Source organism: Pseudomonas sp. P9_31, from assembly GCF_034008235.1.
GTDB lineage: Bacteria > Pseudomonadota > Gammaproteobacteria > Pseudomonadales > Pseudomonadaceae > Aquipseudomonas.
Map to the genome: position 1 here is coordinate 1,944,545 of NZ_CP125375.1, position 22,374 is coordinate 1,966,918.

The 22,374-nt window shown below is 59.8% G+C and carries 25 protein-coding genes; 14 read left to right on the top strand and 11 right to left on the bottom strand.

The genetic code is table 11. The annotated features are described in order from the left end of the window. Positions 1 to 115: 115 nt before the first annotated feature. Complete coding sequence (locus tag QMK51_RS08825) at positions 116 to 1,597, bottom strand: methyl-accepting chemotaxis protein (protein WP_320393774.1); 1,482 nt, start codon at positions 1,595 to 1,597, stop codon at positions 116 to 118. A gap of 205 nt (positions 1,598 to 1,802) precedes the next feature. Then, positions 1,803 to 2,612 (bottom strand): TatD family hydrolase, encoded by an 810-nt coding sequence (locus QMK51_RS08830; RefSeq protein ID WP_320393775.1) that lies wholly within the window; start codon positions 2,610 to 2,612, stop codon positions 1,803 to 1,805. A gap of 235 nt (positions 2,613 to 2,847) precedes the next feature. Here QMK51_RS08830 and QMK51_RS08835 point away from each other — a divergent pair, with 235 nt between their 5' ends. From QMK51_RS08835 to QMK51_RS08845, 3 genes are all read left to right on the top strand, one after another. Further along, positions 2,848 to 4,269 (top strand): transglycosylase SLT domain-containing protein, encoded by a 1,422-nt coding sequence (locus QMK51_RS08835; RefSeq protein ID WP_320393776.1) that lies wholly within the window; start codon positions 2,848 to 2,850, stop codon positions 4,267 to 4,269. A 103-nt stretch (positions 4,270 to 4,372) separates the two neighbouring features. Continuing rightward, positions 4,373 to 4,807 carry a DoxX family protein gene (locus QMK51_RS08840; RefSeq protein WP_258699788.1) on the top strand — a complete coding sequence of 145 codons (435 nt, stop codon included), beginning with the start codon at positions 4,373 to 4,375 and terminating at the stop codon, positions 4,805 to 4,807. Between the two features lie 259 nt (positions 4,808 to 5,066). Then, entirely contained in the window at positions 5,067 to 5,375 is a 309-nt protein-coding gene (locus QMK51_RS08845) for a class I SAM-dependent methyltransferase (RefSeq protein WP_258699789.1), read from the top strand. A gap of 18 nt (positions 5,376 to 5,393) precedes the next feature. Here the strand turns inward: QMK51_RS08845 and greB are convergent, their stop codons facing one another. Genes greB through QMK51_RS08860 form a run of 3 tightly spaced genes read right to left on the bottom strand, consistent with a single transcriptional unit; the run spans position 5,394 to position 9,117 of the window. Beyond that, positions 5,394 to 5,891, bottom strand: coding sequence for a transcription elongation factor GreB (gene greB / locus QMK51_RS08850; RefSeq protein WP_258699790.1), 498 nt, complete (start codon positions 5,889 to 5,891; stop codon positions 5,394 to 5,396). A 38-nt stretch (positions 5,892 to 5,929) separates the two neighbouring features. Beyond that, positions 5,930 to 8,434 carry an ABC transporter permease gene (locus tag QMK51_RS08855; protein WP_320393777.1) on the bottom strand — a complete coding sequence of 835 codons (2,505 nt, stop codon included), beginning with the start codon at positions 8,432 to 8,434 and terminating at the stop codon, positions 5,930 to 5,932. Then, positions 8,434 to 9,117: an ABC transporter ATP-binding protein gene (locus QMK51_RS08860; RefSeq protein WP_007899869.1), complete on the bottom strand. Its 684-nt coding sequence runs from the start codon at positions 9,115 to 9,117 to the stop codon at positions 8,434 to 8,436. Before QMK51_RS08860 ends, QMK51_RS08855 begins: the two co-directional genes overlap by 1 nt. A gap of 10 nt (positions 9,118 to 9,127) precedes the next feature. Here QMK51_RS08860 and QMK51_RS08865 point away from each other — a divergent pair, with 10 nt between their 5' ends. From QMK51_RS08865 to QMK51_RS08875, 3 genes are all read left to right on the top strand, one after another. Then, a complete protein-coding gene (locus tag QMK51_RS08865; RefSeq protein ID WP_258699792.1) occupies positions 9,128 to 9,733 on the top strand; it encodes an arylesterase in 606 nt (201 codons plus the stop codon). A gap of 56 nt (positions 9,734 to 9,789) precedes the next feature. Further along, on the top strand, positions 9,790 to 10,083 hold the full coding sequence (locus QMK51_RS08870; RefSeq protein WP_007899882.1) for a hypothetical protein: 294 nt from the start codon (positions 9,790 to 9,792) through the stop codon (positions 10,081 to 10,083). A gap of 289 nt (positions 10,084 to 10,372) precedes the next feature. Then, positions 10,373 to 11,344 (top strand): L,D-transpeptidase family protein, encoded by a 972-nt coding sequence (locus QMK51_RS08875; RefSeq protein WP_320393778.1) that lies wholly within the window; start codon positions 10,373 to 10,375, stop codon positions 11,342 to 11,344. 123 nt (positions 11,345 to 11,467) lie between these two features. Here QMK51_RS08875 and oprI read toward each other — a convergent pair whose 3' ends face one another. Beyond that, on the bottom strand, positions 11,468 to 11,719 hold the full coding sequence (gene oprI, locus QMK51_RS08880) for an outer membrane lipoprotei OprI (RefSeq protein WP_003172710.1): 252 nt from the start codon (positions 11,717 to 11,719) through the stop codon (positions 11,468 to 11,470). A gap of 632 nt (positions 11,720 to 12,351) precedes the next feature. Between oprI and QMK51_RS08885 the strand changes: the two genes are divergently transcribed. Beyond that, positions 12,352 to 12,633 carry a GNAT family N-acetyltransferase gene (locus tag QMK51_RS08885; RefSeq protein WP_007939987.1) on the top strand — a complete coding sequence of 94 codons (282 nt, stop codon included), beginning with the start codon at positions 12,352 to 12,354 and terminating at the stop codon, positions 12,631 to 12,633. 65 nt (positions 12,634 to 12,698) lie between these two features. Here the strand turns inward: QMK51_RS08885 and QMK51_RS08890 are convergent, their stop codons facing one another. Both QMK51_RS08890 and QMK51_RS08895 read right to left on the bottom strand, forming a co-directional pair. Continuing rightward, a complete protein-coding gene (locus QMK51_RS08890; protein WP_320393779.1) occupies positions 12,699 to 13,775 on the bottom strand; it encodes a 3-deoxy-7-phosphoheptulonate synthase in 1,077 nt (358 codons plus the stop codon). Between the two features lie 185 nt (positions 13,776 to 13,960). Beyond that, on the bottom strand, positions 13,961 to 14,404 hold the full coding sequence (locus tag QMK51_RS08895; protein ID WP_320393780.1) for a PilZ domain-containing protein: 444 nt from the start codon (positions 14,402 to 14,404) through the stop codon (positions 13,961 to 13,963). Here QMK51_RS08895 and QMK51_RS08900 point away from each other — a divergent pair. The 5 genes from QMK51_RS08900 to cysB all read left to right on the top strand — a co-directional run bounded on the left by QMK51_RS08900 (position 14,403) and on the right by cysB (position 18,361). Continuing rightward, positions 14,403 to 14,789 (top strand): thioredoxin family protein, encoded by a 387-nt coding sequence (locus tag QMK51_RS08900; RefSeq protein ID WP_258699796.1) that lies wholly within the window; start codon positions 14,403 to 14,405, stop codon positions 14,787 to 14,789. The genes QMK51_RS08895 and QMK51_RS08900 overlap by 2 nt on opposite strands. Beyond that, on the top strand, positions 14,786 to 15,742 hold the full coding sequence (locus QMK51_RS08905) for a putative 2-dehydropantoate 2-reductase (RefSeq protein ID WP_320393781.1): 957 nt from the start codon (positions 14,786 to 14,788) through the stop codon (positions 15,740 to 15,742). Before QMK51_RS08900 ends, QMK51_RS08905 begins: the two co-directional genes overlap by 4 nt. A gap of 25 nt (positions 15,743 to 15,767) precedes the next feature. Continuing rightward, a complete protein-coding gene (locus QMK51_RS08910; protein ID WP_320393782.1) occupies positions 15,768 to 16,673 on the top strand; it encodes a 5'-nucleotidase in 906 nt (301 codons plus the stop codon). 97 nt (positions 16,674 to 16,770) lie between these two features. Then, on the top strand, positions 16,771 to 17,274 hold the full coding sequence (locus tag QMK51_RS08915; protein WP_258699799.1) for a universal stress protein: 504 nt from the start codon (positions 16,771 to 16,773) through the stop codon (positions 17,272 to 17,274). 112 nt (positions 17,275 to 17,386) lie between these two features. Next, positions 17,387 to 18,361 (top strand): HTH-type transcriptional regulator CysB, encoded by a 975-nt coding sequence (gene cysB, locus QMK51_RS08920; RefSeq protein WP_007899921.1) that lies wholly within the window; start codon positions 17,387 to 17,389, stop codon positions 18,359 to 18,361. 3 nt (positions 18,362 to 18,364) lie between these two features. Here the strand turns inward: cysB and QMK51_RS08925 are convergent, their stop codons facing one another. Together QMK51_RS08925 and QMK51_RS08930 are read right to left on the bottom strand one after the other, a co-directional pair. Then, entirely contained in the window at positions 18,365 to 18,847 is a 483-nt protein-coding gene (locus QMK51_RS08925) for a transcription elongation factor GreAB (protein WP_258699800.1), read from the bottom strand. 14 nt (positions 18,848 to 18,861) lie between these two features. Beyond that, the gene (locus QMK51_RS08930; protein ID WP_258699801.1) at positions 18,862 to 19,260 is read right to left on the bottom strand and encodes a hypothetical protein; all 399 of its coding nucleotides are present in this window, start codon (positions 19,258 to 19,260) and stop codon (positions 18,862 to 18,864) included. Between the two features lie 123 nt (positions 19,261 to 19,383). Here QMK51_RS08930 and earP point away from each other — a divergent pair, with 123 nt between their 5' ends. Beyond that, positions 19,384 to 20,526: an elongation factor P maturation arginine rhamnosyltransferase EarP gene (gene earP / locus QMK51_RS08935; protein WP_320393783.1), complete on the top strand. Its 1,143-nt coding sequence runs from the start codon at positions 19,384 to 19,386 to the stop codon at positions 20,524 to 20,526. A gap of 48 nt (positions 20,527 to 20,574) precedes the next feature. After that, positions 20,575 to 21,144 carry an elongation factor P gene (locus QMK51_RS08940; protein ID WP_223483792.1) on the top strand — a complete coding sequence of 190 codons (570 nt, stop codon included), beginning with the start codon at positions 20,575 to 20,577 and terminating at the stop codon, positions 21,142 to 21,144. Positions 21,145 to 21,329: 185 nt separating this feature from the next. On the opposite strand, the gene QMK51_RS08945 is transcribed toward QMK51_RS08940, so the two are convergent. Continuing rightward, complete coding sequence (locus QMK51_RS08945; RefSeq protein WP_320393784.1) at positions 21,330 to 22,343, bottom strand: alpha/beta hydrolase; 1,014 nt, start codon at positions 22,341 to 22,343, stop codon at positions 21,330 to 21,332. Positions 22,344 to 22,374: the final 31 nt, after the last annotated feature.

Below are 22,374 nucleotides of genomic sequence, written 5' to 3' on the forward strand. Positions count from 1 at the left end.
AATATTGATGTTGACCGGGCTGACGCCTTCGCGGGCAAGCCCGCTCCCACAGGTAATGCGCAAATTTTGAAATAGCGCTAATCCTGTGGGAGGGGGCTTGCCCGCGATGGGGCCGTCACAGTTTCAGCTGCCCGATGGCCTTGCTCAATTCCCCGGCCAACATCGCCAACTCATTGCTGGTGATCGCCGAATTCACGGTCTGCTGCACGGTGTTCTCGGTCACGTCGCGAATGCTCACCACCGCCCGATTCATTTCTTCGGCCACATGACTCTGCTGCTCGGCCGCCACAGCGATCTGCGTATTGCTTTCACGCATCTGCGCCACCGCACCGGTGATTTCGGCCAGGGCCACACTGGCTTCCTGAGCCTGCTGCATGCAGTCGTCCGCCTTGTACGAACTTTCCTGCATAAAGTCCACTGCGTCCCGAGTGCCGGCCTGCAGCGCTGAAACCATGGTGGTGATCTCGTCGGTGGACGCCTGGACGCGTTTGGCCAGGTTGCGCACTTCATCGGCGACCACCGCAAAGCCGCGCCCCATCTCACCGGCCCGGGCCGCTTCGATGGCGGCGTTAAGGGCCAGCAGGTTGGTCTGTTCCGCGATGCTGTGGATCACGCTGACCACGCCGTTGATCTTCTGGCTGTCTTCGGCCAGTCGCTGAATCATCTCGGCCGTTTGCTGCACGCCGGTGGACAACCCGCCAATTGATTTCTGTACCCGCGTGACCACTTCCTGGCCGCTGCCGGCCAGGGTGTCGGCGGTTTGCGAGAGGTCGCGGGTGGCGCTGGCGTGTTGGGCGATGTGATGGACGGTGGCGGTCATTTCGTTGATCGCCGTGGCGGCTTGATCGGTTTCGCTTTGCTGACCGAGCATGCCGTGACGCACTTCGTTCATGCTCGAGGCCAGCCGCGCGGCGCCGACATCCAGTTGCCGGGCGGTGCTGGCGACGGTGTTGACCACCCGCTGGTAACCGGCCTGCATGGCATTGAAGGCGTTGGCCATCTGCCCGACTTCATCCTTGCAAGCCAGTGGCACACGGGCCGACAGGTCACCGCTTTTCTCGACGTGGAGCATCACGTCTTTCAAGGTGTTGAGCTGGCTGAGCAGGAAGCGGATCAACAGTTGCGACGCGCCGAGCATGGCCAGCATCAGGATGAACACCGCCACTGCGTAGTGAGTGAAGCGTTCGCTGAACACCTGGCTCAGGCTTGGACCGTAGGCAATCACCGCGACCTGTTGACCGTCGGGGCGAGTGAACACCTCGGCGCCCATCAACGGATTTTCCCCGAACAGCGGCATGGCATTGATCTCTACCCAACCACGGGTATCGGTCAGCTCCAGCAGCGGTTGTCCGTTCAGCAACGGCGCCTGCCCGCGACTGAAAGCCAGCAGGTTGTCGGCCTTGGGCAGCGGCTGCCCGGCAGGCCAGGCGTTGAGCAATCGCGCCTGGGCCTGGGCCGAAGCCTGGGCGGCGTGGCTGCGGGCCTGTTGTTCGAGCTGCACGGCGTACAGCACCAGCAACAGGGTGGTGACGAAGGCGACGGCGTTGACCGCCCAGAATTTGTATTTCAGCGAGATGTTGCTAAGCCAGGCACCCATGGAGGTCTTCTCTGATAGCGGAAACAGTTTTGGCAAGGTGCCATTATTGTGCCGCTATTCAGGGATTCAGATGTTGATGCAGGTCAACGAGCGCAGCCTATCCAAATGTGGGAGCGAGCCCGCTCGCGATAGCGGTCTGTCAGCAACATGAATGCTGCAGGTGCCACCATCGCGAGCAGGCTCGCTCCCACAGGGGGATGTGTGGTTATTGGGGGATTGAGGGCAGACCGAAGAATGTCCGTGCGCATGCTGTGGTGTGGTTCGCCAGGTCTTCCAGGCTTTCACCGCGATGCAACGCGACTTCACGCAACACTTCGGTCAGATACGCCGGCTCGTTGCGACCGTTCTTCGGCTTGGGTCGCAGACTGCGCGGCAGCAGATACGGCGCATCGCTCTCCAGCATCAAGCGCCCGCGTTTAATCTCTTTGACCAACGGATGCAGGTGCGTGCCCCGGCGCTCGTCGCAGATCCAGCCGGTGATGCCGATGTGCAAATCCAGGTCGAGATAGCTGAACAGCGCCTTTTTTTCACCGGTGAAGCAGTGCACCACGGCAGCCGGCAATTGATCGCGATAGTCGCGCAGGATCTCCAGCAACCGTTGGCTGGCGTCGCGCTCGTGCAGGAACACCGGCAGTTGCAGCTCGACCGCCATCGCCAGATGCTCTTCGAGGACTTTTTCCTGCTGCGGGCGGGGCGAGAAATCACGATTGAAATCGAGGCCGCATTCACCCACGGCCACCATGTTCGGTTCCTTGAGCAAACTGCGCAGACGCTGGGCGCTGTCGGCGTTCCAGTCACTGGCCGAGTGTGGATGAATGCCGGCCGTGGCGAACAGCCGCTGAGCGCTTTCGTCCAGTTGCAGGCACAGCTCCAGGGCCTGTTCGCTGCCCTCGACGCTGGTCCCGGTGAGCACCAGTTGGCAGACCCCGGCAGCATAGGCGCGGTCGAGTACAGCCCGGTGTTTGTCGGCAAAACTGGGGTTGGTCAGGTTGACGCCGATATCGATGAGTTGCATGGTGCTACCTCGGACCAAAGGCCGGAAAGCATATCAGAGCTGTAGATTTATAAGAAAAACCAAGAACTACAACGAGTTAAAGCTGTCTGTTGAGGCCGCGAGACAGGTTGGGTTGGTAGAAATGCCATCACTGTGCCACTCTCTCGCACTTTGCCAGCGCTTCCAGCGCTCTGTTTCTGTCGCCCGACATCATGAAATCACCATGAAGTTGGCCAGTATTCTTTCCGGAGAGTGGATGACACGTCCCTCGGTTTTGCTACTGCTGTGTTGTTCGTTGCTGCTGCCGATGCCGGTGGTTGCGCGTCTGGCCGGGCCGTTGCAAGCCGTGCCCGCGGCCAAGGTCCGCGACCTGTCGGAGATTCGCAGCAGTCGCGTGCTGCGGGTACTGGTCAACCAGAGCCGCAACAGCTCCGGCGAAGTCCAGGGCCAGACCATCGGCGTCGAATACCATCGCCTGCGGGCTTTCGAGCAATACCTCAATGGCCATGCCCGTGACGGCCAGGAGATCACCCTCAAAATCATTCCCAAAGCCAAGGATCAACTGCTCGGCGCGTTGCAGCGCGGGGAGGGGGATCTGGTCGCGCCGGGGGAATTGCTCGATCCGCAATCGGGCCACGCGGTCAGCGCCAGTGAACCGATTGCCAGCAATGTGCCGTTGCTGTTGGTGGGGATCAAAGGCGAACGACATTACACCCGTCTCGAACAACTCTCGGGCAAAACCCTCGCGCTGCCCACCGGCAGTGCCGCCGGGGATGCGGTCAGTCAGATCAATCAGAAGCTCGCATTGCACAAATTGCCCCCGGTGAAGATCGAGTGGGTCGATCCAAGTCTGGCCGTCGAGGACGTGCTGGAAATGGTTCAGGGCGGAATCTTTCATCTGACGATCGTCGAGCAACCGATTGCCGAGCGCTGGGGCAAGATCCTGCCCAAGTTGCGCTTCGATCGACAGGTCCTCATCAGCGAGCCGGGCGAGGAATACTGGTTCGTGCGCCGCGATGCCTCAATGCTGCGGGCGAGCATCGATCGCTTCCTGACCACCTACAAGAAGCCGTCGGACCAGGATGCAGCGTTCCTGCGGATCTACCGGCGCCTGTATCAAGTGCACTATCCCCTGGCCAAGGCCGATCGGCAGTGTCTGGAGAAACTTCGACCGGTGCTGCAAAAGCACGCTGACGCCGAGGGCATGGACTGGCTCAATCTGGCGGCCCTGGCCTTCAAGGAATCGGCGTTGCAACCCAACGCCAGAAGCGGCAGCGGCCCCACTGGCCTGATGCAAATCACCCCGTCCGCTGCCCAGCGGGTTGGCGTCAGTAACATCCAGAATCTCGACGCCAATGTGCAGGCCGGGGCCAAGTACCTGGCGATGATTCGCCGCAAGTTTTTTGCCAGCCCCAAACTCAACGAGCGCGAGCGTATGGCGTTTGTGCTAGCGGCCTACAACATGGGGCCGGAGCGGGTCCAGGGCATGCGCGCCGAGGCTCGGCGGCGGGGCTTGAATCCTAACCAGTGGTTCTTCCAGGTCGAGCGTATTGCCATGGAGCAAGTGGGAATGGGCGCTGTCAGCTATGTTAATAGCGTGAACAAGTATTACCTGGCGTTCGATCGGGAGCGGGAGTCGTTGGAGCCCCAGGGGCAGAAAGTTGCCTCACGGAAATGATCGGCTAAACTGATTGTTATGGTGCGTTTTTTGCGCTTTTAACATGAAATTATCTGATTAATATGGCGGCCAACCAACACACACTCACAATGGATGACACAGCATGAGCACACTGATCAACAAGGTACTGTCTACCCGCGCGGGCTACGGCCTGACGATTCTGCGGATCTTCGTCGGCATCATCTTCGCGGCCCACGGCTCACAGAAACTCTTTGGCATGTTCGGCGGTTATGGCATTGCCGGTACCGCGCAGTACATGGAAAGCATCGGATTGGCGCCGGGTCACCTGATGGCGATCCTGGCGGGTGGTACCGAGTTCTTCGGTGGTCTGGCACTGATCATCGGCCTGCTGACGCGCCCGGCGGCGCTGGGGCTGAGCTTCCTCTCGCTGGTTGCGATCTTTTCGGTGCATATCAGCAACGGTCTGTTCATGGCCAACAACGGTTATGAATTCGCCCTGGCCTTGCTCGGCGGCAGCCTCGCGGTACTGATCGAAGGTGCAGGCAAGCTGTCGGTAGACCGCGCCATCACCAACTGACCGCTCTGGTTCAACGAAAAGGCCAGCATTGTGCGACGCACGTGCAGGCCTTTTTTGTTGCTGGTGATTCTTGACACTGTCCGGTCAGCTTCTCTAGGATGCTGCCCATGCGCCGATTTAAACAGCTACTTGCGGGGCGCCAGGTGACTCATTCAGTTGCCGATAGAAGCTTGGAACAGGCTTCGAAATACCGCTAAAGCGCTGGTTCGGTGTTGCCTCTCACCTGCCATGCAGACTTTTGAGGCAGAGACACGACACAATGAATGCATTAAGCCCTGTTGTACGCCCCGCGCCGATCACGGCACACCTCACCCAACGCAATCCAAAAATCCTGCTTGGCGGTAAACATCAGCCGACGCTGTTGCGTTACCTCGATGGCTGGCCACGTCGCACCGGCGGGCCCGCAGCCTTCCTCATTCAGTTTGTCGACGACGGCGAGTCACTGGCACGGTTTGCCAATGACAGCTTCGATCTGGCGGTGATTCAGGCGCCCAGCGCCGAAGATGCGCCTGAAGTGATCAGGCAGCTCACTCGCGTCGCGCGCCAAGGGCTGATTGCCCGCCGTTGAGGCTCAGAGCGCCGCGGCTCAAAAATACTCGATCGCCACGATATACACGCACTGCTCACCGGTTGGCGTCTGCACGCGCACTTCGGCGTCCAGCGCCTTGCCGATCAAGGCGCGGGCCAGCGGCGAGTCGATGCTGATCAGGTTCTGTTTCAAATCCAGCTCATCCGGGCCGACGATGCGATAGCGCGACTCTTTGCCGTCCTCATCTTCAATCGTGACCCAGGCGCCAAAGTAGACCTTGTTCGGATCGCTGGGCTTCTCGCTGACGACCTTGAGGGCTTCCAGGCGTTTGGTCAGAAAGCGCACGCGACTGTCGATCTCGCGCAACATCTTTTTGCCGTAGGTGTACTCGGCGTTTTCCGAGCGATCGCCCTGTGCCGCCGCCTCGCTGACCGACTGCGTCACTTGCGGTCGGCGTACATGCCATAGCTCATGAAACTCGGCCCGCATCCGCGCTTCACCTTCGGGGGTGATCAGCGCGGTGCCAGCGGTGCGGGGAGGGCGATAACGGCTCATGGCAACTTCTTGTGGTTGAGTACTTGGGTCTGAGTTTATCAACCCTCGCGCAAGACTGTCAGCGGGCTGGCGTTCAAGGCGCGGCGGGTGCCGAACACACCGGCACCGCCGATCAGCACGGCGCCGATCATCGGCAACACCAACAGCCATGGATGCGGATGCCAGGGCAGGTCGAAGGCGTAGCGGTAGAGCACCAGGCTCACCAGTTCCGATCCCAGTGCAGCCAATAACCCGCTGACCGCGCCGAGCAAACCGAACTCGATCCTCCGGGCAGTGACCAGCAACTGCCGCTCGGCGCCTAGTGCTCGCAGCAACGCGCCTTGGCGAATGCGTTCATCGAGGGTTGCCTGCAAGCCGGAGAACAACACCGCCATCCCCGCCGCCAATACGAACAACAGCACGTATTCCACCGCCAGGGTCACTTGGGCGAGGATGCTTCGCAGCTGCTCCAGCAAGGCTTCGACTTGCAGAATGGTCACTGCCGGAAAGCTGCGGGACAGGTCGACGATCTGCTGATCGTGGCCGGCTGCCAGATAGAAGCTGGTCAGGTAGGTCGCCGGCAAGTCCTTCAGGGTGCCAGGCTGGAAAATCATGAAAAAGTTAGGCTGGAAGTTGTCCCAGTTGATCTCCCGCAGGCTGGTGACTTTCGCCTCCCGATTGACCCCGCCGACGGTAAACACCATGTGGTCGCCAAGCTTGAGTTTGAGGCTTTCGGCGACTTTACCTTCCACCGATACACCGGGTATTTCATCCGTCGGTTGCTGCTCCCACCAGTTGCCGACGGTGAGTTTATTGCCGGCCGGCAGGTCTGCCGCCCAGGTCAGGCTCAGGTCGCGTTGAATGGCTCGATCACCGGCCGAGTCCTTGCTGACGATGTCTTGCACCGGTTCGCCATTGATGCTGATCAGCCGTCCCGGCACTACCGGGTACAGCGGCGCCGATTGGGCCGACAACGCCATCAGTCGATCGGTAAAGGCCTGTTTGTCCGCCGGCAGAATGTTCAGGGCGAAATAGTTCGGGGCATTTTTCGGCAACTGGTTTTGCCAGGTGTCGAGCAACTCGCCGCGCAGCAAAGCGATCAATGCCATGGACAGCAGAATCAAGCCGAAAGCCAGGGACTGACCCGCCGCCGCCAGTGGATGACGCAGCAATTGACCCAGCCCCAGACGCCATGGCAATGAGGCGCGCGCGAGCATCCGGCGCAGGCTCTTCAGTAGCAGCAAGAGCAAACCGCCCAGCACCAGCGCCGCGATCACACCGCCGCCCAGCAGGGCGAAGGTCAGCACCAGATCGAGGCTCAGGCGCCACATGATCAGGCCGAGGGCGCCCAATGCCGCGCCATAGACCATCCAGGTGCTGGACGGAATCGGCAGCATGTCGCGACGCAACACCCGTAACGGCGGCACTCGACCCAAAGCGGCGAGTGGCGGCAGGGCGAAACCGGCGAGCGCGACCAGCCCGGTGCCGATCCCGGCGATTGCGGGAAACAGGCCTCCCGGTGGAACATCGGTCGGTAGTAAATCACGTAGCAGCGCAAACAGCCCGAGCTGTGCCAGCCAGCCAAGCAGGGCGCCGCTGATGCTGGCGAGCAGTCCGAGTACCGTCAGTTGCAGGCTGAACAGCACCATGGTTTCCCGACGGGACAGGCCCAGGCAGCGCAGCAACGCGCTGGCATCGAATCGGCGGGTGGCGAAGCGTGTCGCCGACAACGCTACCGCGACACCGGACAGCAGCACCGCCACCAGACTGGCCATGTTCAAATAACGCTCGGCCTTGCCCAGGGCGCCGCCGATCTGCCGATTGCCATCGCGGGCATCCTGGATGCGCTGGTTGGCGGCCAGGCCGGGCTTGATCAGTTGACGATAGGTTTCCAGCGCCTGGGCGTTGCCGCGCCAGAGTTCGCGGTAACTGACCCGGCTGCCGGGTTGCACCACGCCGGTCGCCTCAAGGTCGCTAAGGTTGATCAGCACCCGTGGCGTCAAACTGTAGAAGTTGCCGGCGCGATCCGGTTCGTAGGTCAGCACCCGCATCAGTTTCAGGGTTTTCATGCCAACGTCGATGCTGTCACCGATCTTCAAGTCCAGCGCGGTCAGCAGTCGTGCTTCGACCCAGGCTTCGCCGGGTTTCGGACCGCCACCGGGCTCTTGCGGCGCGAAGGGTGCGGGGGCGCTTTTCAGTTCGCCACGCAACGGGTAGACGTCATCGGCGGCTTTGATGCTGGACAGCTGAATGCCGTTGTCGGTGGCGATGACGCTGGAAAACTCCACCACCTGAGCGTGCTCAAGGCCCAGCTCTGTGCCACTCCTTACCTGTTCCGGTCGTGCCGGTGAGCTGCCTTCGAGTACCAGGTCGGCACCGAGAAACTCGGTGGCGCGTAGCATCATCGCGCCGTTCAGGCGGGCACCGAAGTAACCGATGGCGGTACTCGCCGCCACGGCCACCAGCAAGGCGAAAAACAACACGCGCAACTCACCGGCGCGGGCATCGCGCAGCAGTTGGCGAATGGCGAGACTGAAAAGGCGCAACAGCGGCAAGCGTGCCATCAAGGCTCCAGAGGGGCGACCAGCAGGCCGGCTTCAAGGCGGATCAGGCGCCGGCAGCGATGAGCCAGGCGTTCGTCGTGGGTTACCAGCACCAGGGTCGTGCCGCTTTCCTGGTTGAGTTCGAACAGCAGATCGCTGATGCGCTCGCCGGTGTGGCTGTCGAGGTTGCCGGTGGGTTCATCGGCGAACAGCACGTCGGGTTCTGCGGCAAATGCACGGGCAATCGCTACGCGTTGCTGCTCGCCACCGGAGAGCTGGCGTGGCGAATGGGTAAGGCGTTGACCCAGGCCGACCCGTTGCAGCAGTTCGGTGGCGCGCTCACGGGCGTCTTTGCGGCCATCGAGTTCCAGCGGCAGCATGACGTTTTCCAGGGCGTTGAGGCTGTCGAGCAGTTGAAAGGACTGGAAGACAAAACCCACATGCTCGGCGCGGATGCGCGCGCGCTGGTCTTCGTCGAGATTGCTCAGGCCTTGGCCGGCGAGAGTGACTTCGCCGCTGCTCGGCAGGTCGAGACCGGCCAGCAGGCCGAGGAGGGTGGATTTGCCGGAACCGGAGGCGCCAACGATGGCCAGGCTGTCGCCCTTGTTCAGTTCCAGGCTGAGTTCGTGCAGGATAGTCAGTTCACCTTCCGCGCTGGGAACCACTTTGCTGAGGTTCTTCGCGGTGAGAATGCTTGCGCCCATGGAGAATCCGATGCGTGTGTGGTTTTTGAGTGCTGGCCTGGCCTTGATGTGCATGGCCCAGAGCGCAGCGGCGGGTACCGTCCTGATCGTTGGCGATAGTATCAGCGCCGGTTTCGGCCTGGATACCCGGGTGGGGTGGGTGTCGTTGCTCGAGCAACGGCTCAAGCGCGAAGGTTTCGACGATAAGGTGGTCAATGCGTCCATCAGCGGCGACACCAGTGCCGGAGGCCGGGCGCGCCTGCCGGCGCTGCTTGCAGAGCATAAGCCTGAGCTCGTTATCCTCGAATTGGGGGGCAACGATGGGCTGCGCGGAATGCTGCCAACACAATTGCAACAAAATCTTGCGTCGATGATCGACAGCTCCCGCGCCAGTGGCGCCAAGGTGTTGTTGCTCGGCATGCAATTGCCGCCCAATTACGGTGTGCGTTACACCCGGGCCTTTGCCGAGGCCTACACCAAAGTGGCCGACGAGAAAAAAATCCCGCTGGTGCCGTTTTTTCTCGACGGCGTGGGCGGTCATCCGGACCTGATGCAATCCGACGGCCTGCACCCGGCGGTGGGGGCTCAGGGCAAGTTGCTGGAAAATGTCTGGCCGACACTGAAACCGCTGCTTTGACGCTTTTCTAGCGGCGGTGTTTCGGCTAAGGTGGCGCCCCCGATTTGGAGCCCCCGATGCCGCGTCCTGCCTGGTCCCTTTTTGCTTATCAACTGATCGAGCCTGACGAACAGCTGGATCTGTTCGCCTGCCAGGAAGTGCGGGTACATCTGGTGACCCGTCAGCTGGAACTGGGCGGCTCGGCGGACCGAACCTTGTGCGGCAGCCTGTTGCCGGCGCAACCGCGCTGGTCGAGCGTCGACCGTACTGTGTTCCAGGACCAGCGCCTGTGCTCGCTGTGCCGGGCCATTCTGGAATCGCAAAAACGCGGCACCTCGCCGATCTGGCCTGAGTTGCGGTTCGAGCTTTAGGGTCCTGTAGCGAGGGGGCTCCTGTGGCGAGGGAGCTTGCTTCCGCTGGACTGTGAAGCAGGCCTGAATTCCGATCACCGGGGTTCTACAGTAAAAACGCATTTACCGGTTTCACGACGGCTACGCCGCCGAACGGGAGCAAGCTCCCTCGCCACAGACAAGCTCCCCCACAGGCAAGCCCCTCACCGCAGATCCCCCAACCACAGGTCTTTACGTCTCCCCGAAATAACGGGCGGCGGTGTACAATCGTGTTTTTATACCCTTGTCGATCATGCGAAGGATTTTCCGGATGTTGCCGCGCTTTCCCGCCGTCACCCGCTGCTTGTCTCTTGCCGCCCTCTGCGTGGCGGGTCCCGTTGCAGCATTGGAGCTACCCCTGCCACCGCCCGGTGAAGACATCATCGGCCAGGTGCAAGTGATCAAGGCCAAGTACGAAGACACCTTCGCCGACCTTGGCACCACCTACGATCTGGGCTATTTGGAAATGGTCGCGGCCAACCCCGGTGTCGATCCATGGTTGCCGGGCGCAGGTACCGAAATCGTGCTGCCGACCCGCTTCATCCTGCCGCCGGGCCCCCGTGAAGGCATCGTCATCAACCTGGCTGAATACCGCCTCTACTACTACCCGAAAGGCCGGAACGTGGTGTACACCTTCCCGCTGGGTATCGGCCGTGAAGGCTGGGGTTCGCCGATTGCCCACACCAGCATCATCGCCAAAACGCCGAACCCGAGCTGGACACCTCCAGCGTCGATCAAGGCCGAGCACGCGGCCGATGGCGACCCACTGCCGAACGTGGTGCCGGCTGGCCCGGACAACCCGCTGGGGCCGTTCAAATTCACCCTGGGCACTCCCGGCTACCTGATCCACGGTTCGAACAAGAAATTCGGCATAGGTATGCGCACCAGCCACGGCTGCTTCCGCATGTTCAACAACAACGTGCTGGAAATGGCCAGCATGGTGCCGGTCGGGACGTCGGTGCGCATCCTCAACGACCCGTACAAGTTTGGTCTCAGTGGCGGCAAGGTCTATCTGGAGGCGCACACACCGCTGGATGACAAGGGCAACCCGTCGGTGGTCGACAAGCACACCGCAGTGATCAATGCGATGCTCAAACGTGAGGACATCACCAACAACTTGCGCATGAACTGGGATGTGGTGCGTGATGTGGTGGCCGCTGAAGATGGCCTGCCGGTGGAAATCGCCGTGCCGAATACGTCGGTACCGATGGTATCGAGCGCGCCAATCGACCTGCAGCAGTAACGTGTTAAAGCAACCCGCCGATGCAGGCCGCATCGGCGGGTTTTTTATGGCCGGCAGAAACTGCGGGCCATAAAAAAGCCGACCCATAAAATGGGTCGGCTTGATAACAATCCCGAAGGATTATTACTTGCGGCTAGCTTTTTCCAGCATGCGCAGAGCACGCTCGTTAGCTTCGTCAGCAGTCTGTTGTGCTTTTTGAGCAGCAGCCAGAGCTTCATCAGCTTTACGGTAAGCTTCGTCTGCACGAGCCTGGGAGCGAGCTGCTGCGTCTTCAGTAGCAGTCAGACGTGCTTCGGTTTCTTTCGATACGCTGCTGCAACCGGTAGCCAGAACTGCGGCCAGAGCCAGAGCAGAGAATTTCAGAACGTTGTTCATCGTGTTCCCCTTCAAGGACTTTCTATTAAGTAGCTATCTCCTCAGAGTGAGGAAATAGCCGGCGTACATACTACCCATTACTTGTAGTAAGTAAACTGACGTAGCGCAAGAAGCAAAAAAAATTGTAGGCGTTGATTCTTTTTCGAGCAACTTTTAACTGCATTGTATAAAAAATACCCAGCTGCGAGGCCCGAACTGAGCGAGCCGCCGGGGAAAAGTTCCCCGAGTCGGCAGCTGTTTTTCAGTCTTGGCTAAAGTCTGTCTAGATGGAATCGTCCACACTTTTGTTCGAATTTTGCGCAGCCGCTCTCATATCTTTATCCATGTTGAGGTGACTTAAACAAAGGGCGCTCGTCTTAAGTCTCAATATCCGGCAATGTTCAGGCTTCGACCCGGCAAGACACCGGTCAAGCCGTCCCTGCATCACCCGGAGCAGCACCCGCCTGCCAGCATGACGAGTGTCCCTTGAGCATTTCTGCCAATGGTGCCTACTATTTGATACGTGCCTGGTTGTGCGAGATTGGTGCGGCTTTTCTCGGTGTCCATTCAGGCACGGGGTGGCGTAGATGTTCCTTCGCCGGAAAAACATCGGTAAGGTAGGGGTCAGAATTAAAGACCCGCGAGGAGTAGTAATGAGCGAGGCGTTGTCCATCCACCATGACCAGGCTGGTCATCAGTTCGAGACCACTGTGGACGGTTATCGTGCCTACCTGACCTATATGGATCTGGGGAAACAGACCCTGGATATCTATCGCACCTTCGTGCCCAACGCACTGCGTGGTCGCGGCATTGCGGCGGCATTGACCGAACAGGCACTGCAATACGCTGATGAAATGGGCTACACCGTCATTCCATCGTGCTCCTACGTGGAGCGCTACATGGAGCGTCACCAGCGGCATGCCGCCAAGCTGTGAACAAAACGAACGCATAAAAAAACGCCAGGTTTAAGCCTGGCGTTTTTTTATGCGTGAAACGGCGATCAGCTGCGATTGCGTTTGGGCAGCACGTCCTTGAGCTTGGCGTGCATGCTGCGCAAGGTGTTTTCGGTGGCGGTCCAATCGATGCAGGCATCGGTGATCGATACGCCGTATTGCAGGTCGGCGAGGTCTTTAGGGATCGCCTGGCAGCCCCAGTTCAGGTGACTTTCGACCATCAGGCCGATGATCGACTGGTTGCCTTCGAGGATCTGGTTGGCGACGTTCTCCATCACCAGCGGTTGCAGGGCCGGGTCTTTGTTGGAGTTGGCGTGGCTGCAATCGACCATGATGTTCGGTTTGATCTTCGCCTTGTTCAGCGCTTGCTCGCAGAGGGCGACGCTGACCGAATCGTAGTTCGGCTTGCCGTTACCGCCACGCAATACCACGTGACCGTAGGCATTGCCCTTGGTGGTGACGATCGACACACCACCTTCCTGGTTGATGCCCAGGAAACGGTGCGGGCTGGAAACCGACTGCAGGGCGTTGATGGCCACCGTCAGGCCGCCATCGGTGCCGTTCTTGAAGCCGACGGCCGAGGACAGGCCGGAAGCCATTTCACGGTGAGTCTGGGATTCGGTGGTGCGCGCGCCAATCGCCGACCAGCTGATCAGGTCCTGCAAGTATTGCGGGGAGATCGGATCGAGGGCTTCGGTCGCGGTTGGCAGGCCCATCTCGGCCAGGTCCAGCAGCAACTGACGACCGATGTGCAGGCCATCCTGAATCTTGAACGAGTCGTCCAGGTACGGATCGTTGATCAAGCCTTTCCAGCCGACGGTGGTGCGTGGCTTCTCGAAATACACGCGCATGACCAGATACAGGGTATCGGACACTTCGGCTGCGAGTACCTTCAGGCGTTCGGCGTATTCGTGGGCAGCCTTGATGTCATGGATCGAGCACGGCCCGATCACGACGAACAGGCGGTGGTCGGTGCCATCAAGAATGTTGCGAATGACTTCGCGGCCCTTGGTGACGGTGCGCAGGGCAGTGTCGCTCAGAGGGATATCACGCTTGAGCTGATCGGGAGTGATCAGGGTCTCGTTGGAGGCGACGTTAAGGTCGTTGATCGGTAAATCAGCCATCGTTTACTCGTCAGGTCACGGGTGCCGGCCGCCAGCGATCCCCGCGCGGCGGAGCACAGCAAATTTAAGCGCGTCGGGGAGTCGAACCTTAGCGCGTTACACCGTGGCTCGACAATGGGCAGACACTGGTTTAGGGGGCATTCTCAGTGAGTTTCCCCGCCGGGGAAACAAATTGAGAACGCCCCCTAACCCATCACTGGCTGTGCAAATGCCTGGCGAACCGTGTCGTGGGAGAACTCGTCGGCGTGCTGCTGGACCCATTCGAGCGCCAGGCTCTCATTGCTCTGCTGTTCGCTTTGGAGTTCATGCTGACGGCAGTAACGTTCGATCTGGCAGACCTGTTCACCCATCCGCGCGCAAAATAGCGTCTGTTCGTCGATGAAGGCGATCCCCACCAGATAGCCGCGTTTTCGTCGCAGACACCACGCCACATAGCCCAGATAACAGACTGTGGTGCTCAGGGTCGGCATGCGCACTTCGAGTGCCGTACCCCGTCGCCACGCGCGGTGGTAATTGCAAGCCATGCCGCCGAGGCTGATAGTGTGCAGCTCTTGCCGCGAAATACACTCATGTTTGAGCAACGTTAATTCGACGGGCACATCGTCAGGATGAGGAAGATAACGTCTCATGAACACGGACTCCCTGTGTCGGCCATCTGACATCGTTTCTCCCAGTATAGTGGTCGAATCGGAACTGACCGATTTCGACGCCGACCAACGGTTGCTGGCGATGAGCGGCATTTCACTGGTGATTTTTACCAGCGTCGGCTGCGCCAGTTGCCGTTTTGCCCGTGAGCAGTTGCCCGGGCTCGATCTGATGGTCGATCGGCTGTGCTGGATCGATGCAGGGAACAATGGCGGGGTGGTCGAGCGTTATCGGGTCTTTCATTTGCCGGCGCTGTTTGTGGTGCGCGACGGTGAGTTCTTCGGGGCGCTACAGTCGCGTCTGACCCGCACGGCACTCAACGAGGCCTTGGGCCAGGCGCTGAGTCGACAAGCAGAGGAGTTGCCATGACAGGCACAGTGGCCAGGCCGACGATCGGCATTATCGGGACCGGCGCTATCGGTGGTTTCTACGGGCTGATGCTGGCGCGTGCCGGCTTCGATGTGCACTTTCTGTTGCGCAGTGAGTTTTCTGCGGTGGCCGAACGCGGCTTGCATCTCGACCATGCGTCGTTGGGCCCGCTGACCCTGAACCCGGTCCAGGCCTATTCGTCGGCTGCCGACATGCCGCCCTGTGACTGGCTGCTGGTGGGCGCCAAGACCACCAGCAATGCAGGCCTGGCGCCGGCCATTATTCAAGCCGCGGCGCCTGATGCCAAAGTGCTGCTGCTGCAAAATGGCCTGGAGGTCGAAGACAGCCTGCGTGCGTTGCTCCCCGATTCGCTGCACCTGCTCGGCGGACTTTGTCTGATCTGCGTGCATCGCGCCGGCCCTGGCGTCATCACCCATCAGGCGCTCGGTGCCGTGAATGTCGGCTACCACAGCGGCCCCGCCGCCAATGAACAGGCGCGCATGAGCATCGTCGAGGAGGGCGCCGGGTTGTTCCACGCTGCCGGCATCGACGCCCAGGCCATGCCGAACCTGCACCAGGCGCGCTGGCAGAAACTGGTCTGGAATATCCCCTACAACGGTCTGTCGGTGCTACTCGGGGCCAGCACCACACCGTTGATGGCGGATGTCGACAGCCGCGCGCTGATTCAGGCCTTGATGGCCGAAGTGGTTCAGGGGGCCAAGGCCTGCGGCCATGACATGCCGCCGGATTACGCCGACTATCTGTTCATGATGACCGAGAAAATGCCCGACTACTGGCCGAGCATGTACCACGACTTTTTGCACAAGCGGCCGCTGGAGCTGGACGCGATCTACGCTCGGCCACTGGCTGCGGCGAAGACGGCGGGATGCGAGTTGCCGCGAATCGAAGCTTTGTATCGCAGCTTGAGTTTTATCGACCGACGTAATCACTGAGTCGGTCAAAAGAAAGGGGAAGGGCATGGCAAATGTCATAGACGACAAACTGGTGCTGGCGATTTCTTCGCGAGCGCTGTTCGATTTGAGCGAGAGCCACAAGGTCTATCTGTCGAGCGGCGTCGAGGCCTATCGGCAGTACCAGATCGAACACGAAGACGAAATTCTCGAGCCCGGCGATGCATTCCCGTTGGTGGAAAAACTCCTGAACCTGAACGCCAGTCTCGGCCGTGCCCGGGTCGAGGTGATCCTGGTGTCGCGCAACAGCGCCGACACCGGCCTGCGGGTTTTCAACTCGATTCATCACTATGGCCTGGCGATCTCGCGCGCGGCATTTGTCGGCGGGCGCAGTCCTTATCCCTACCTCAAGGCCTTTGGCTGCGACCTGTTTCTTTCGACCCACGCCGACGATGTGCGCAGTGCGCTGGATGCCGGTTTCGCCGCAGCGACTATTCTGTCGGGCGGTGCCAGTCGCGCCGCCAGCGATGAACTGCGCATTGCTTTCGACGGTGACGCGGTGCTGTTTTCCGACGAGTCGGAGCGGGTTTATCAGTCGGGAGGTCTTGCGGCGTTTCAGGCGAGCGAGCGTGAGGCAGCCCGCGAGCCTTTGCGTGGAGGGCCGTTCAAAGGCTTCCTAGCAGCCCTCAATTTGTTGCAGCGCGAGTTTCCCGATGACGCCTGTCCGATCCGCACCGCACTGGTGACCGCACGATCAGCGCCGGCCCATGAACGGGTGATCCGTACCTTGCGCGAGTGGGACATCCGTCTGGACGAATCGCTGTTCCTCGGCGGCCTGACCAAATCGGCTTTTCTCGAAGCCTTCGCCGCCGACGTATTTTTCGACGATCAGGCCGGCCATTGCGAGCTGGCCCGCGAAGTGGTCGCCACCGGGCACGTGCCCCATGGCATCAGTAACGAACCGTCGGTTTAAAGCCCAGCGGTTCAATGGGTTTGCGCCGGACGCCGCACTCGCCACGGCACTGCTAAGCTGAATCAATCTCCGCCATGTTGGCATTTGAGGAGGTCATATGATTCGTTCGATGCTGTACGCCACTGACTTGGGTCTGTACGCACCATTGGTGATGCAGCATGCCTTGGAACTGGCTCGAACATTCAATGCCGACTTGTACGTGGTGCACGCGGTAGAGCCTATGGGGCTGTTTGCTGAATCCGTGTTGCAGAGTTACCTCGACGAGAAGTCCTTGAACGAATTTCACAGTCAGGGTCTGAACACGGTGATCGCCAATATCCAGCAACGAGTGCTCGACAACTTTCGCGAAGAACTGGGGGATGAAGGCGAGCAGGATTTGCAGCGGATTCAAGCGGTGCGGGTGCTGCAGGGCGATCCGTCACAGGTGATTCTCGATCAGGCGCAGAAACTCTCTGTCGATTTGCTGATCGTAGGAAGCCACAGTCATGGCGCCGGGGCGGAAACACCGTTGGGCCGGACCGCTGCGCGCGTGTTGCAACTGGCCAGGGTGCCGGTCTATCTGGTGCCGTTGGTGGAGCGTCGCCGCAAAGAGGATCGCTAGAACTCGAATAATGGCATTTTGATAAAAAGTTCTAGATTTATTCATCAAACCATTAATATAGTTATATACCGTCGCTGATGCCCGTGGCGTCTACCTGCTTTGAGGGATTCATATGAAGCTTCAACAATTGCGCTACATCTGGGAAGTGGCGCACCACGACCTCAACGTTTCCGCTACAGCCCAAAGCCTCTACACCTCGCAACCGGGCATCAGCAAGCAGATCCGTCTGCTGGAAGACGAATTGGGGGTCGAGGTTTTCGCCCGCAGCGGTAAACACCTGACTCGTGTAACCCCGGCGGGTGAGCGCATCATCACCACCGCCGGTGAGATCCTGCGCAAGGTTGAAAGCATCAAGCAGATCGCCCAGGAGTTCTCCAACGAGAAAAAGGGCACTCTGTCGATCGCCACCACTCACACTCAGGCGCGTTATGCATTACCGCCGGTGATCAGCAATTTCATCAAGCAATATCCGGACGTTGCCCTGCACATGCACCAAGGGTCGCCGATGCAGATCGCCGAGATGGCCGCTGACGGCACCGTCGATTTCGCCATCGCCACCGAAGCCCTGGAGTTGTTCGGTGACCTGGTGATGATGCCGTGCTACCGCTGGAACCGCTGCGTGGTTGTGCCTCAGGGCCACCCGCTGACCAAGCTGTCGAAGCTGACCCTCGAAGCCCTGGCTGAATACCCGATCGTGACCTACGTGTTCGGTTTCACCGGCCGTTCGAAACTCGACGAAGCCTTCAGTCATCGCGGCCTGACACCAAAAGTGGTGTTCACCGCCGCCGACGCCGACGTGATCAAGACGTATGTTCGCCTGGGTCTGGGCGTGGGTATCGTGGCGAAAATGGCGGTCGACACCAAGCTCGATAGTGATCTGGTGGTGCTCGATGCCAGCGAGTTGTTCGAATCCAGCATTACCAAAATCGGTTTCCGTCGTGGCACGTTCCTGCGTGGCTTCATGTGCGACTTCATCGAGAAGTTCGCGCCGCACCTGACCCGCGAAGTCATGGCCAAGGCCATTCAGTGCCACAACAAGCAGGAACTGGAAGAGCTGTTCGACGGTGTCGAACTGCCGGTCCATTAATCCTCAACAGACCTCGGTAACAGCAAACTGTTGCCGAGCACCCGCCACCAGAATCTCCACTTCATCCCCTTCGAACTTGCCCAGCAGGCTTTTGCCCAGCGGCGAGCGAGGGGTGATGACGGTAATCAGTTGCCCCACCAGATCAACCTTCAGCCCGGCCGCGTCGGGGGCCAGGAACAGCCATTGTTCGCGACCCTTTTCGTCTTCCAGGCCGAGCAGGGCGCCGACTTCGATACCGCGCCGGTCGTCATAAGGCCGCAATGTCAGGTTCTGGCAAAGGCTCAATGACTGCCTGATTTCTTCCACCCGTCTGGCCTGTCCGGCCGCCAGATAAGACGCCTCCAGCCCCAGAGTGTCGTACTTGTTCTCGGCGATGTTTTCTTCGTGGGTCGCGGTTTCGTAAGCGGTTTGCGCGGCACGCTCGGCGATGTCGAGATCGATCCGCAGCTTGTCGATGATCAGTTGGTGGACGGTCGGCTTGTGCATAGAGAGCTTCATGATCAATCGCAGAATTGCACGACGTTGGCGCGGCTTTTTTCGCTCGGCGCGGTCTGGTCCTGTTGCAGCCAGAACTGGCATTTTGGATTGGCCAGATTGTGTTTGCTGCTTCTGGCCTGTTCCACCATTTGCTGCTGCTCGTTCCTGCGCAGGTGTTCCTCGTACTGTTCGAACATCGGGTTTTGCGGGGCGGGTTGCTCAATCACCGGCGGCTTGGCCAGTTGCTCCACCGCTTGGGCCAAGGGCGCCAATTGCTCGTTGAACAACAGGCGCCAGGCGAGCCAGCAAGTCAGTGCGATTGCGATGAATCCCAGCCACAAGCCAAGGGCAATGCTGCCGGTCAGTCGCAGCGCATTAAACTGGATCGGCAAGGGACGGCGCGGGTTGGGACGGTAGGGCATTACTGCCTCCTGGCGGGTGGTCGCGGGGGAGTGCGATTGTCGCACGAAGATTAATCGTCGTCGGCTCTTCTGCACGGGGTAATTTATGCGGACAATCGGCGCCTTTGCCAACGGGAGCCTGGAATGCCTGAAATGAAAACCCGCTGGGATATTTTTTGCACCGTGGTCGACAACTTTGGTGATATTGGTGTGACCTGGCGCCTGGCCCGACAATTGGTGGCCGAACATTCAGTGGCGGTGCGCCTGTGGGTCGACGACCTGCGGGCCTTCGAACGGTTGTGTCCAGAAATCGACATCCGCGCCGCGCAGCAGTGGCAGCAGGGTGTCGAGGTGCGACAGTGGTCAGCGGACTGGCAACCCACCGAAGCCGCAGATGTCGTCATCGCCGCGTTCGCCTGCCAGTTGCCGAGTGCTTACATGGAGGCCATGGCCGAACGGGAAAAGCCGCCGCTGTGGATGAACCTCGATTATCTGAGCGCCGAAGACTGGGTCGTCGGTTGTCACGGCTTGCCGTCGGTGAAGTACAAGAATGTGCAGAAGTTCTTTTTCTTCCCGGGCTTTCGCAAGGGTACGGGTGGCTTGCTGCGTGAAAGCGGATTGCTCGAGCGGCGTCGGCAATTTCAGCAAAGTCCGCAAGCTCAGCGAGCATTCCTGCAAGGCTTGGGTATTGATCGCGCGTCAAACGCGCAGCTGATCTCGTTGTTTGCCTACGAAAATACCGGGCTGGCCAGTTGGCTCGACGCCATGGCTGCCGATTCGGCGCCGACTCATCTGCTGGTGCCCGAAGGGCGGATTCTCGGCGACGTCGAACGCTGGCTCGGGGTCAACGGGCTGACAGTCGGTGCGGTGCATGTGCGCGATGCCTTGACCGTGCAAGTGCTGCCGTTCGTCCGACAGGATCAATACGACCTGCTGCTGTGGAGCTGCGATTTCAACGCCGTGCGCGGCGAAGATTCTTTTGTTCGCGCCCAATGGGCAGGCCGGCCACTGCTCTGGCACATCTATCAGCAGGACGAAGATATCCACCTGGACAAGCTCGACGCCTTCCTCAACCTGTACACCCAAGGCCTGTCCAAGCCTGCCGGCGAGGCGATCAGCGGTCTATGGCGGGCATGGAATGCAGGTGAGACAATGGCCGAGCACTGGAAATCAACCCGCAAACACTGGCCGGAACTGGAAAAACATGCCGAAGCGTGGTGTCTGGAACAAGCCTTGCAGGCAGATCTTGCCGCAGCGCTGGTACAGTTTTACCTAAATTGGATATGATACGCGGCCTAGATTTTTGTAAATCCCATCCAAATTCGGATATTCGCAATGAAAACTGGTAAAGAACTGAAACCCGGGATGGTGATCCGTCTCGAAAACGATCCTTGGCTGGTTCAGAAAGCTGAATTCACCAAGTCGGGTCGTAACAGCGCGATCATGAAGACCAAGCTGAAGAACCTGCTGACCGGTTACAAGACCGAGATCGTTTACAGCGCCGACGACAAACTGGACGACGTAATCCTCGACCGCAAAGAAGCGACCCTGTCCTTCATCAGCGGCGACTCCTACACGTTCATGGACACCACCGACTACACCATGTACGAGCTGAACGCTGAAGACATCGAAGCCGTTCTGCCTTTCGTTGAAGAAGGCATGACCGATGTATGCGAAGCGATCTTCTTCGAAGAGCGTCTGGTTTCCGTAGAACTGCCGACCACTATCGTGCGCGTAGTTGACTACACCGAAGGTTCCGCTCGCGGCGACACTTCCGGCAAGGTGATGAAGCCTGCCAAGCTGAGCAACGGTACTGAGCTGCAAGTTGCTGACTTCATCGAAATCGGTGACAAGATCGAGATCGATACCCGCGAAGGCGGTTCCTACAAAGGCCGTGCTAAATAAGCACAGCCTCAGGAATGAAAAAGCCCGACCATTGAGTCGGGCTTTTTTGTGCCGGTTGAAATGCAGCTTCAAGAACAACGATGAACCCTTGTGGGAGCGAGCCTGCTCGCGATGGCGGCTTCACATTCAACAAAGATGTTGACTGATCTACCGCTATCGCGAGCAGGCTCGCTCCCACAGGTTTTTTATTTCAAGTGTTGCTTGAGCTCTTCGGACGCTTGAAGCATCGCCGAACGCACCGCGGGCACCTGGCTCACCACGTTGAGCAAACCGTAGTCGTGGATCATGCCGTTGTAGCGAACCGCGGTGACTGGTACGCCAGCCTCGTCGAGTTTGCGGGCGTAAGCTTCACCTTCATCGCGCAAGACATCGGCGCTGGCCGTCTGCACCAGAGCGGGTGGCAGACCCTTGAGTTGCGTGGTGGTTGCCCGCAGCGGTGAGGCGTAGATCTCGTTCCGCTGTTTGGCATCAGTGGTGTAGTTGTCCCAGAACCACTTCATCATGTTTTTGGTGAGGAAATGCCCCTCGGCGAACTGGTTATAGGACGCCGTTTCAAAGCTGGCGTCAGTCACCGGCCACAACAACACCTGGAACCTGATCACCGGCGTGCCCTTGTCTTTGGCCATCAGGGCAACCACGGCCGCCATGTTGCCGCCGACGCTGTTGCCGGCCACGGCCAGGCGTTTGCCGTCGACGTTGATCTCTTTACCGTGCTCGGCCACCCACTTCGTCGCGGCGTAGGCCTGGTTGATCGCCACCGGGTAATGCGCCTCCGGCGACGGGGTGTAATTGACGAACACCGCCGCCGCGCCCGAACCCGTTACCAGGTCCCGCACCAGCCGTTCGTGGGTCGGGAAGTCCCCCAGCACCCAGCCACCGCCGTGGAAGAACATGAACACTGGCAGCTCGGCCTTGACCCCGGCCGGCCGAACGATGGTCAGGCTGATCGGTTGGCCGTCGACCTGGATGGTCTTCTCACGGACATCGGCTTTTGGCCGCGTCAGCTTCACCCCGGCCTGCGCACCCACCAATACCGCGCGGGCATCGGCAGGGCTGAGCTGTTCCATCGGTTTGCCGGTGCCAGCATTCAACACGTCGAGGAACGCCTGGGTGTGGTGTTCAACCCCGTCGCCTGCAAACGCGCTGTTGATGGACAGGGCGAGAAGGGTGCCGGTCAATACTTTGCTCAAAGTGCTCACGTTCATCTCCTGGTTCGGGCCTGGAAATCAG

Bases quoted from the DNA above. Each gene is read 5' to 3' on its own strand.
- QMK51_RS08825 (WP_320393774.1), bottom strand. From the start codon at position 1,597: ATGGGTGCCTGGCTTAGCAACATCTCGCTGAAATACAAATTCTGGGCG.
- QMK51_RS08830 (WP_320393775.1), bottom strand. From the start codon at position 2,612: ATGCAACTCATCGATATCGGCGTCAACCTGACCAACCCCAGTTTTGCC.
- QMK51_RS08835 (WP_320393776.1), top strand. From the start codon at position 2,848: ATGACACGTCCCTCGGTTTTGCTACTGCTGTGTTGTTCGTTGCTGCTG.
- QMK51_RS08840 (WP_258699788.1), top strand. From the start codon at position 4,373: ATGAGCACACTGATCAACAAGGTACTGTCTACCCGCGCGGGCTACGGC.
- QMK51_RS08845 (WP_258699789.1), top strand. From the start codon at position 5,067: ATGAATGCATTAAGCCCTGTTGTACGCCCCGCGCCGATCACGGCACAC.
- greB (WP_258699790.1), bottom strand. From the start codon at position 5,891: ATGAGCCGTTATCGCCCTCCCCGCACCGCTGGCACCGCGCTGATCACC.
- QMK51_RS08855 (WP_320393777.1), bottom strand. From the start codon at position 8,434: ATGGCACGCTTGCCGCTGTTGCGCCTTTTCAGTCTCGCCATTCGCCAA.
- QMK51_RS08860 (WP_007899869.1), bottom strand. From the start codon at position 9,117: ATGGGCGCAAGCATTCTCACCGCGAAGAACCTCAGCAAAGTGGTTCCC.
- QMK51_RS08865 (WP_258699792.1), top strand. From the start codon at position 9,128: ATGCGTGTGTGGTTTTTGAGTGCTGGCCTGGCCTTGATGTGCATGGCC.
- QMK51_RS08870 (WP_007899882.1), top strand. From the start codon at position 9,790: ATGCCGCGTCCTGCCTGGTCCCTTTTTGCTTATCAACTGATCGAGCCT.
- QMK51_RS08875 (WP_320393778.1), top strand. From the start codon at position 10,373: ATGTTGCCGCGCTTTCCCGCCGTCACCCGCTGCTTGTCTCTTGCCGCC.
- oprI (WP_003172710.1), bottom strand. From the start codon at position 11,719: ATGAACAACGTTCTGAAATTCTCTGCTCTGGCTCTGGCCGCAGTTCTG.
- QMK51_RS08885 (WP_007939987.1), top strand. From the start codon at position 12,352: ATGAGCGAGGCGTTGTCCATCCACCATGACCAGGCTGGTCATCAGTTC.
- QMK51_RS08890 (WP_320393779.1), bottom strand. From the start codon at position 13,775: ATGGCTGATTTACCGATCAACGACCTTAACGTCGCCTCCAACGAGACC.
- QMK51_RS08900 (WP_258699796.1), top strand. From the start codon at position 14,403: ATGAACACGGACTCCCTGTGTCGGCCATCTGACATCGTTTCTCCCAGT.
- QMK51_RS08895 (WP_320393780.1), bottom strand. From the start codon at position 14,404: ATGAGACGTTATCTTCCTCATCCTGACGATGTGCCCGTCGAATTAACG.
- QMK51_RS08905 (WP_320393781.1), top strand. From the start codon at position 14,786: ATGACAGGCACAGTGGCCAGGCCGACGATCGGCATTATCGGGACCGGC.
- QMK51_RS08910 (WP_320393782.1), top strand. From the start codon at position 15,768: ATGGCAAATGTCATAGACGACAAACTGGTGCTGGCGATTTCTTCGCGA.
- QMK51_RS08915 (WP_258699799.1), top strand. From the start codon at position 16,771: ATGATTCGTTCGATGCTGTACGCCACTGACTTGGGTCTGTACGCACCA.
- cysB (WP_007899921.1), top strand. From the start codon at position 17,387: ATGAAGCTTCAACAATTGCGCTACATCTGGGAAGTGGCGCACCACGAC.
- QMK51_RS08925 (WP_258699800.1), bottom strand. From the start codon at position 18,847: ATGCACAAGCCGACCGTCCACCAACTGATCATCGACAAGCTGCGGATC.
- QMK51_RS08930 (WP_258699801.1), bottom strand. From the start codon at position 19,260: ATGCCCTACCGTCCCAACCCGCGCCGTCCCTTGCCGATCCAGTTTAAT.
- earP (WP_320393783.1), top strand. From the start codon at position 19,384: ATGCCTGAAATGAAAACCCGCTGGGATATTTTTTGCACCGTGGTCGAC.
- QMK51_RS08940 (WP_223483792.1), top strand. From the start codon at position 20,575: ATGAAAACTGGTAAAGAACTGAAACCCGGGATGGTGATCCGTCTCGAA.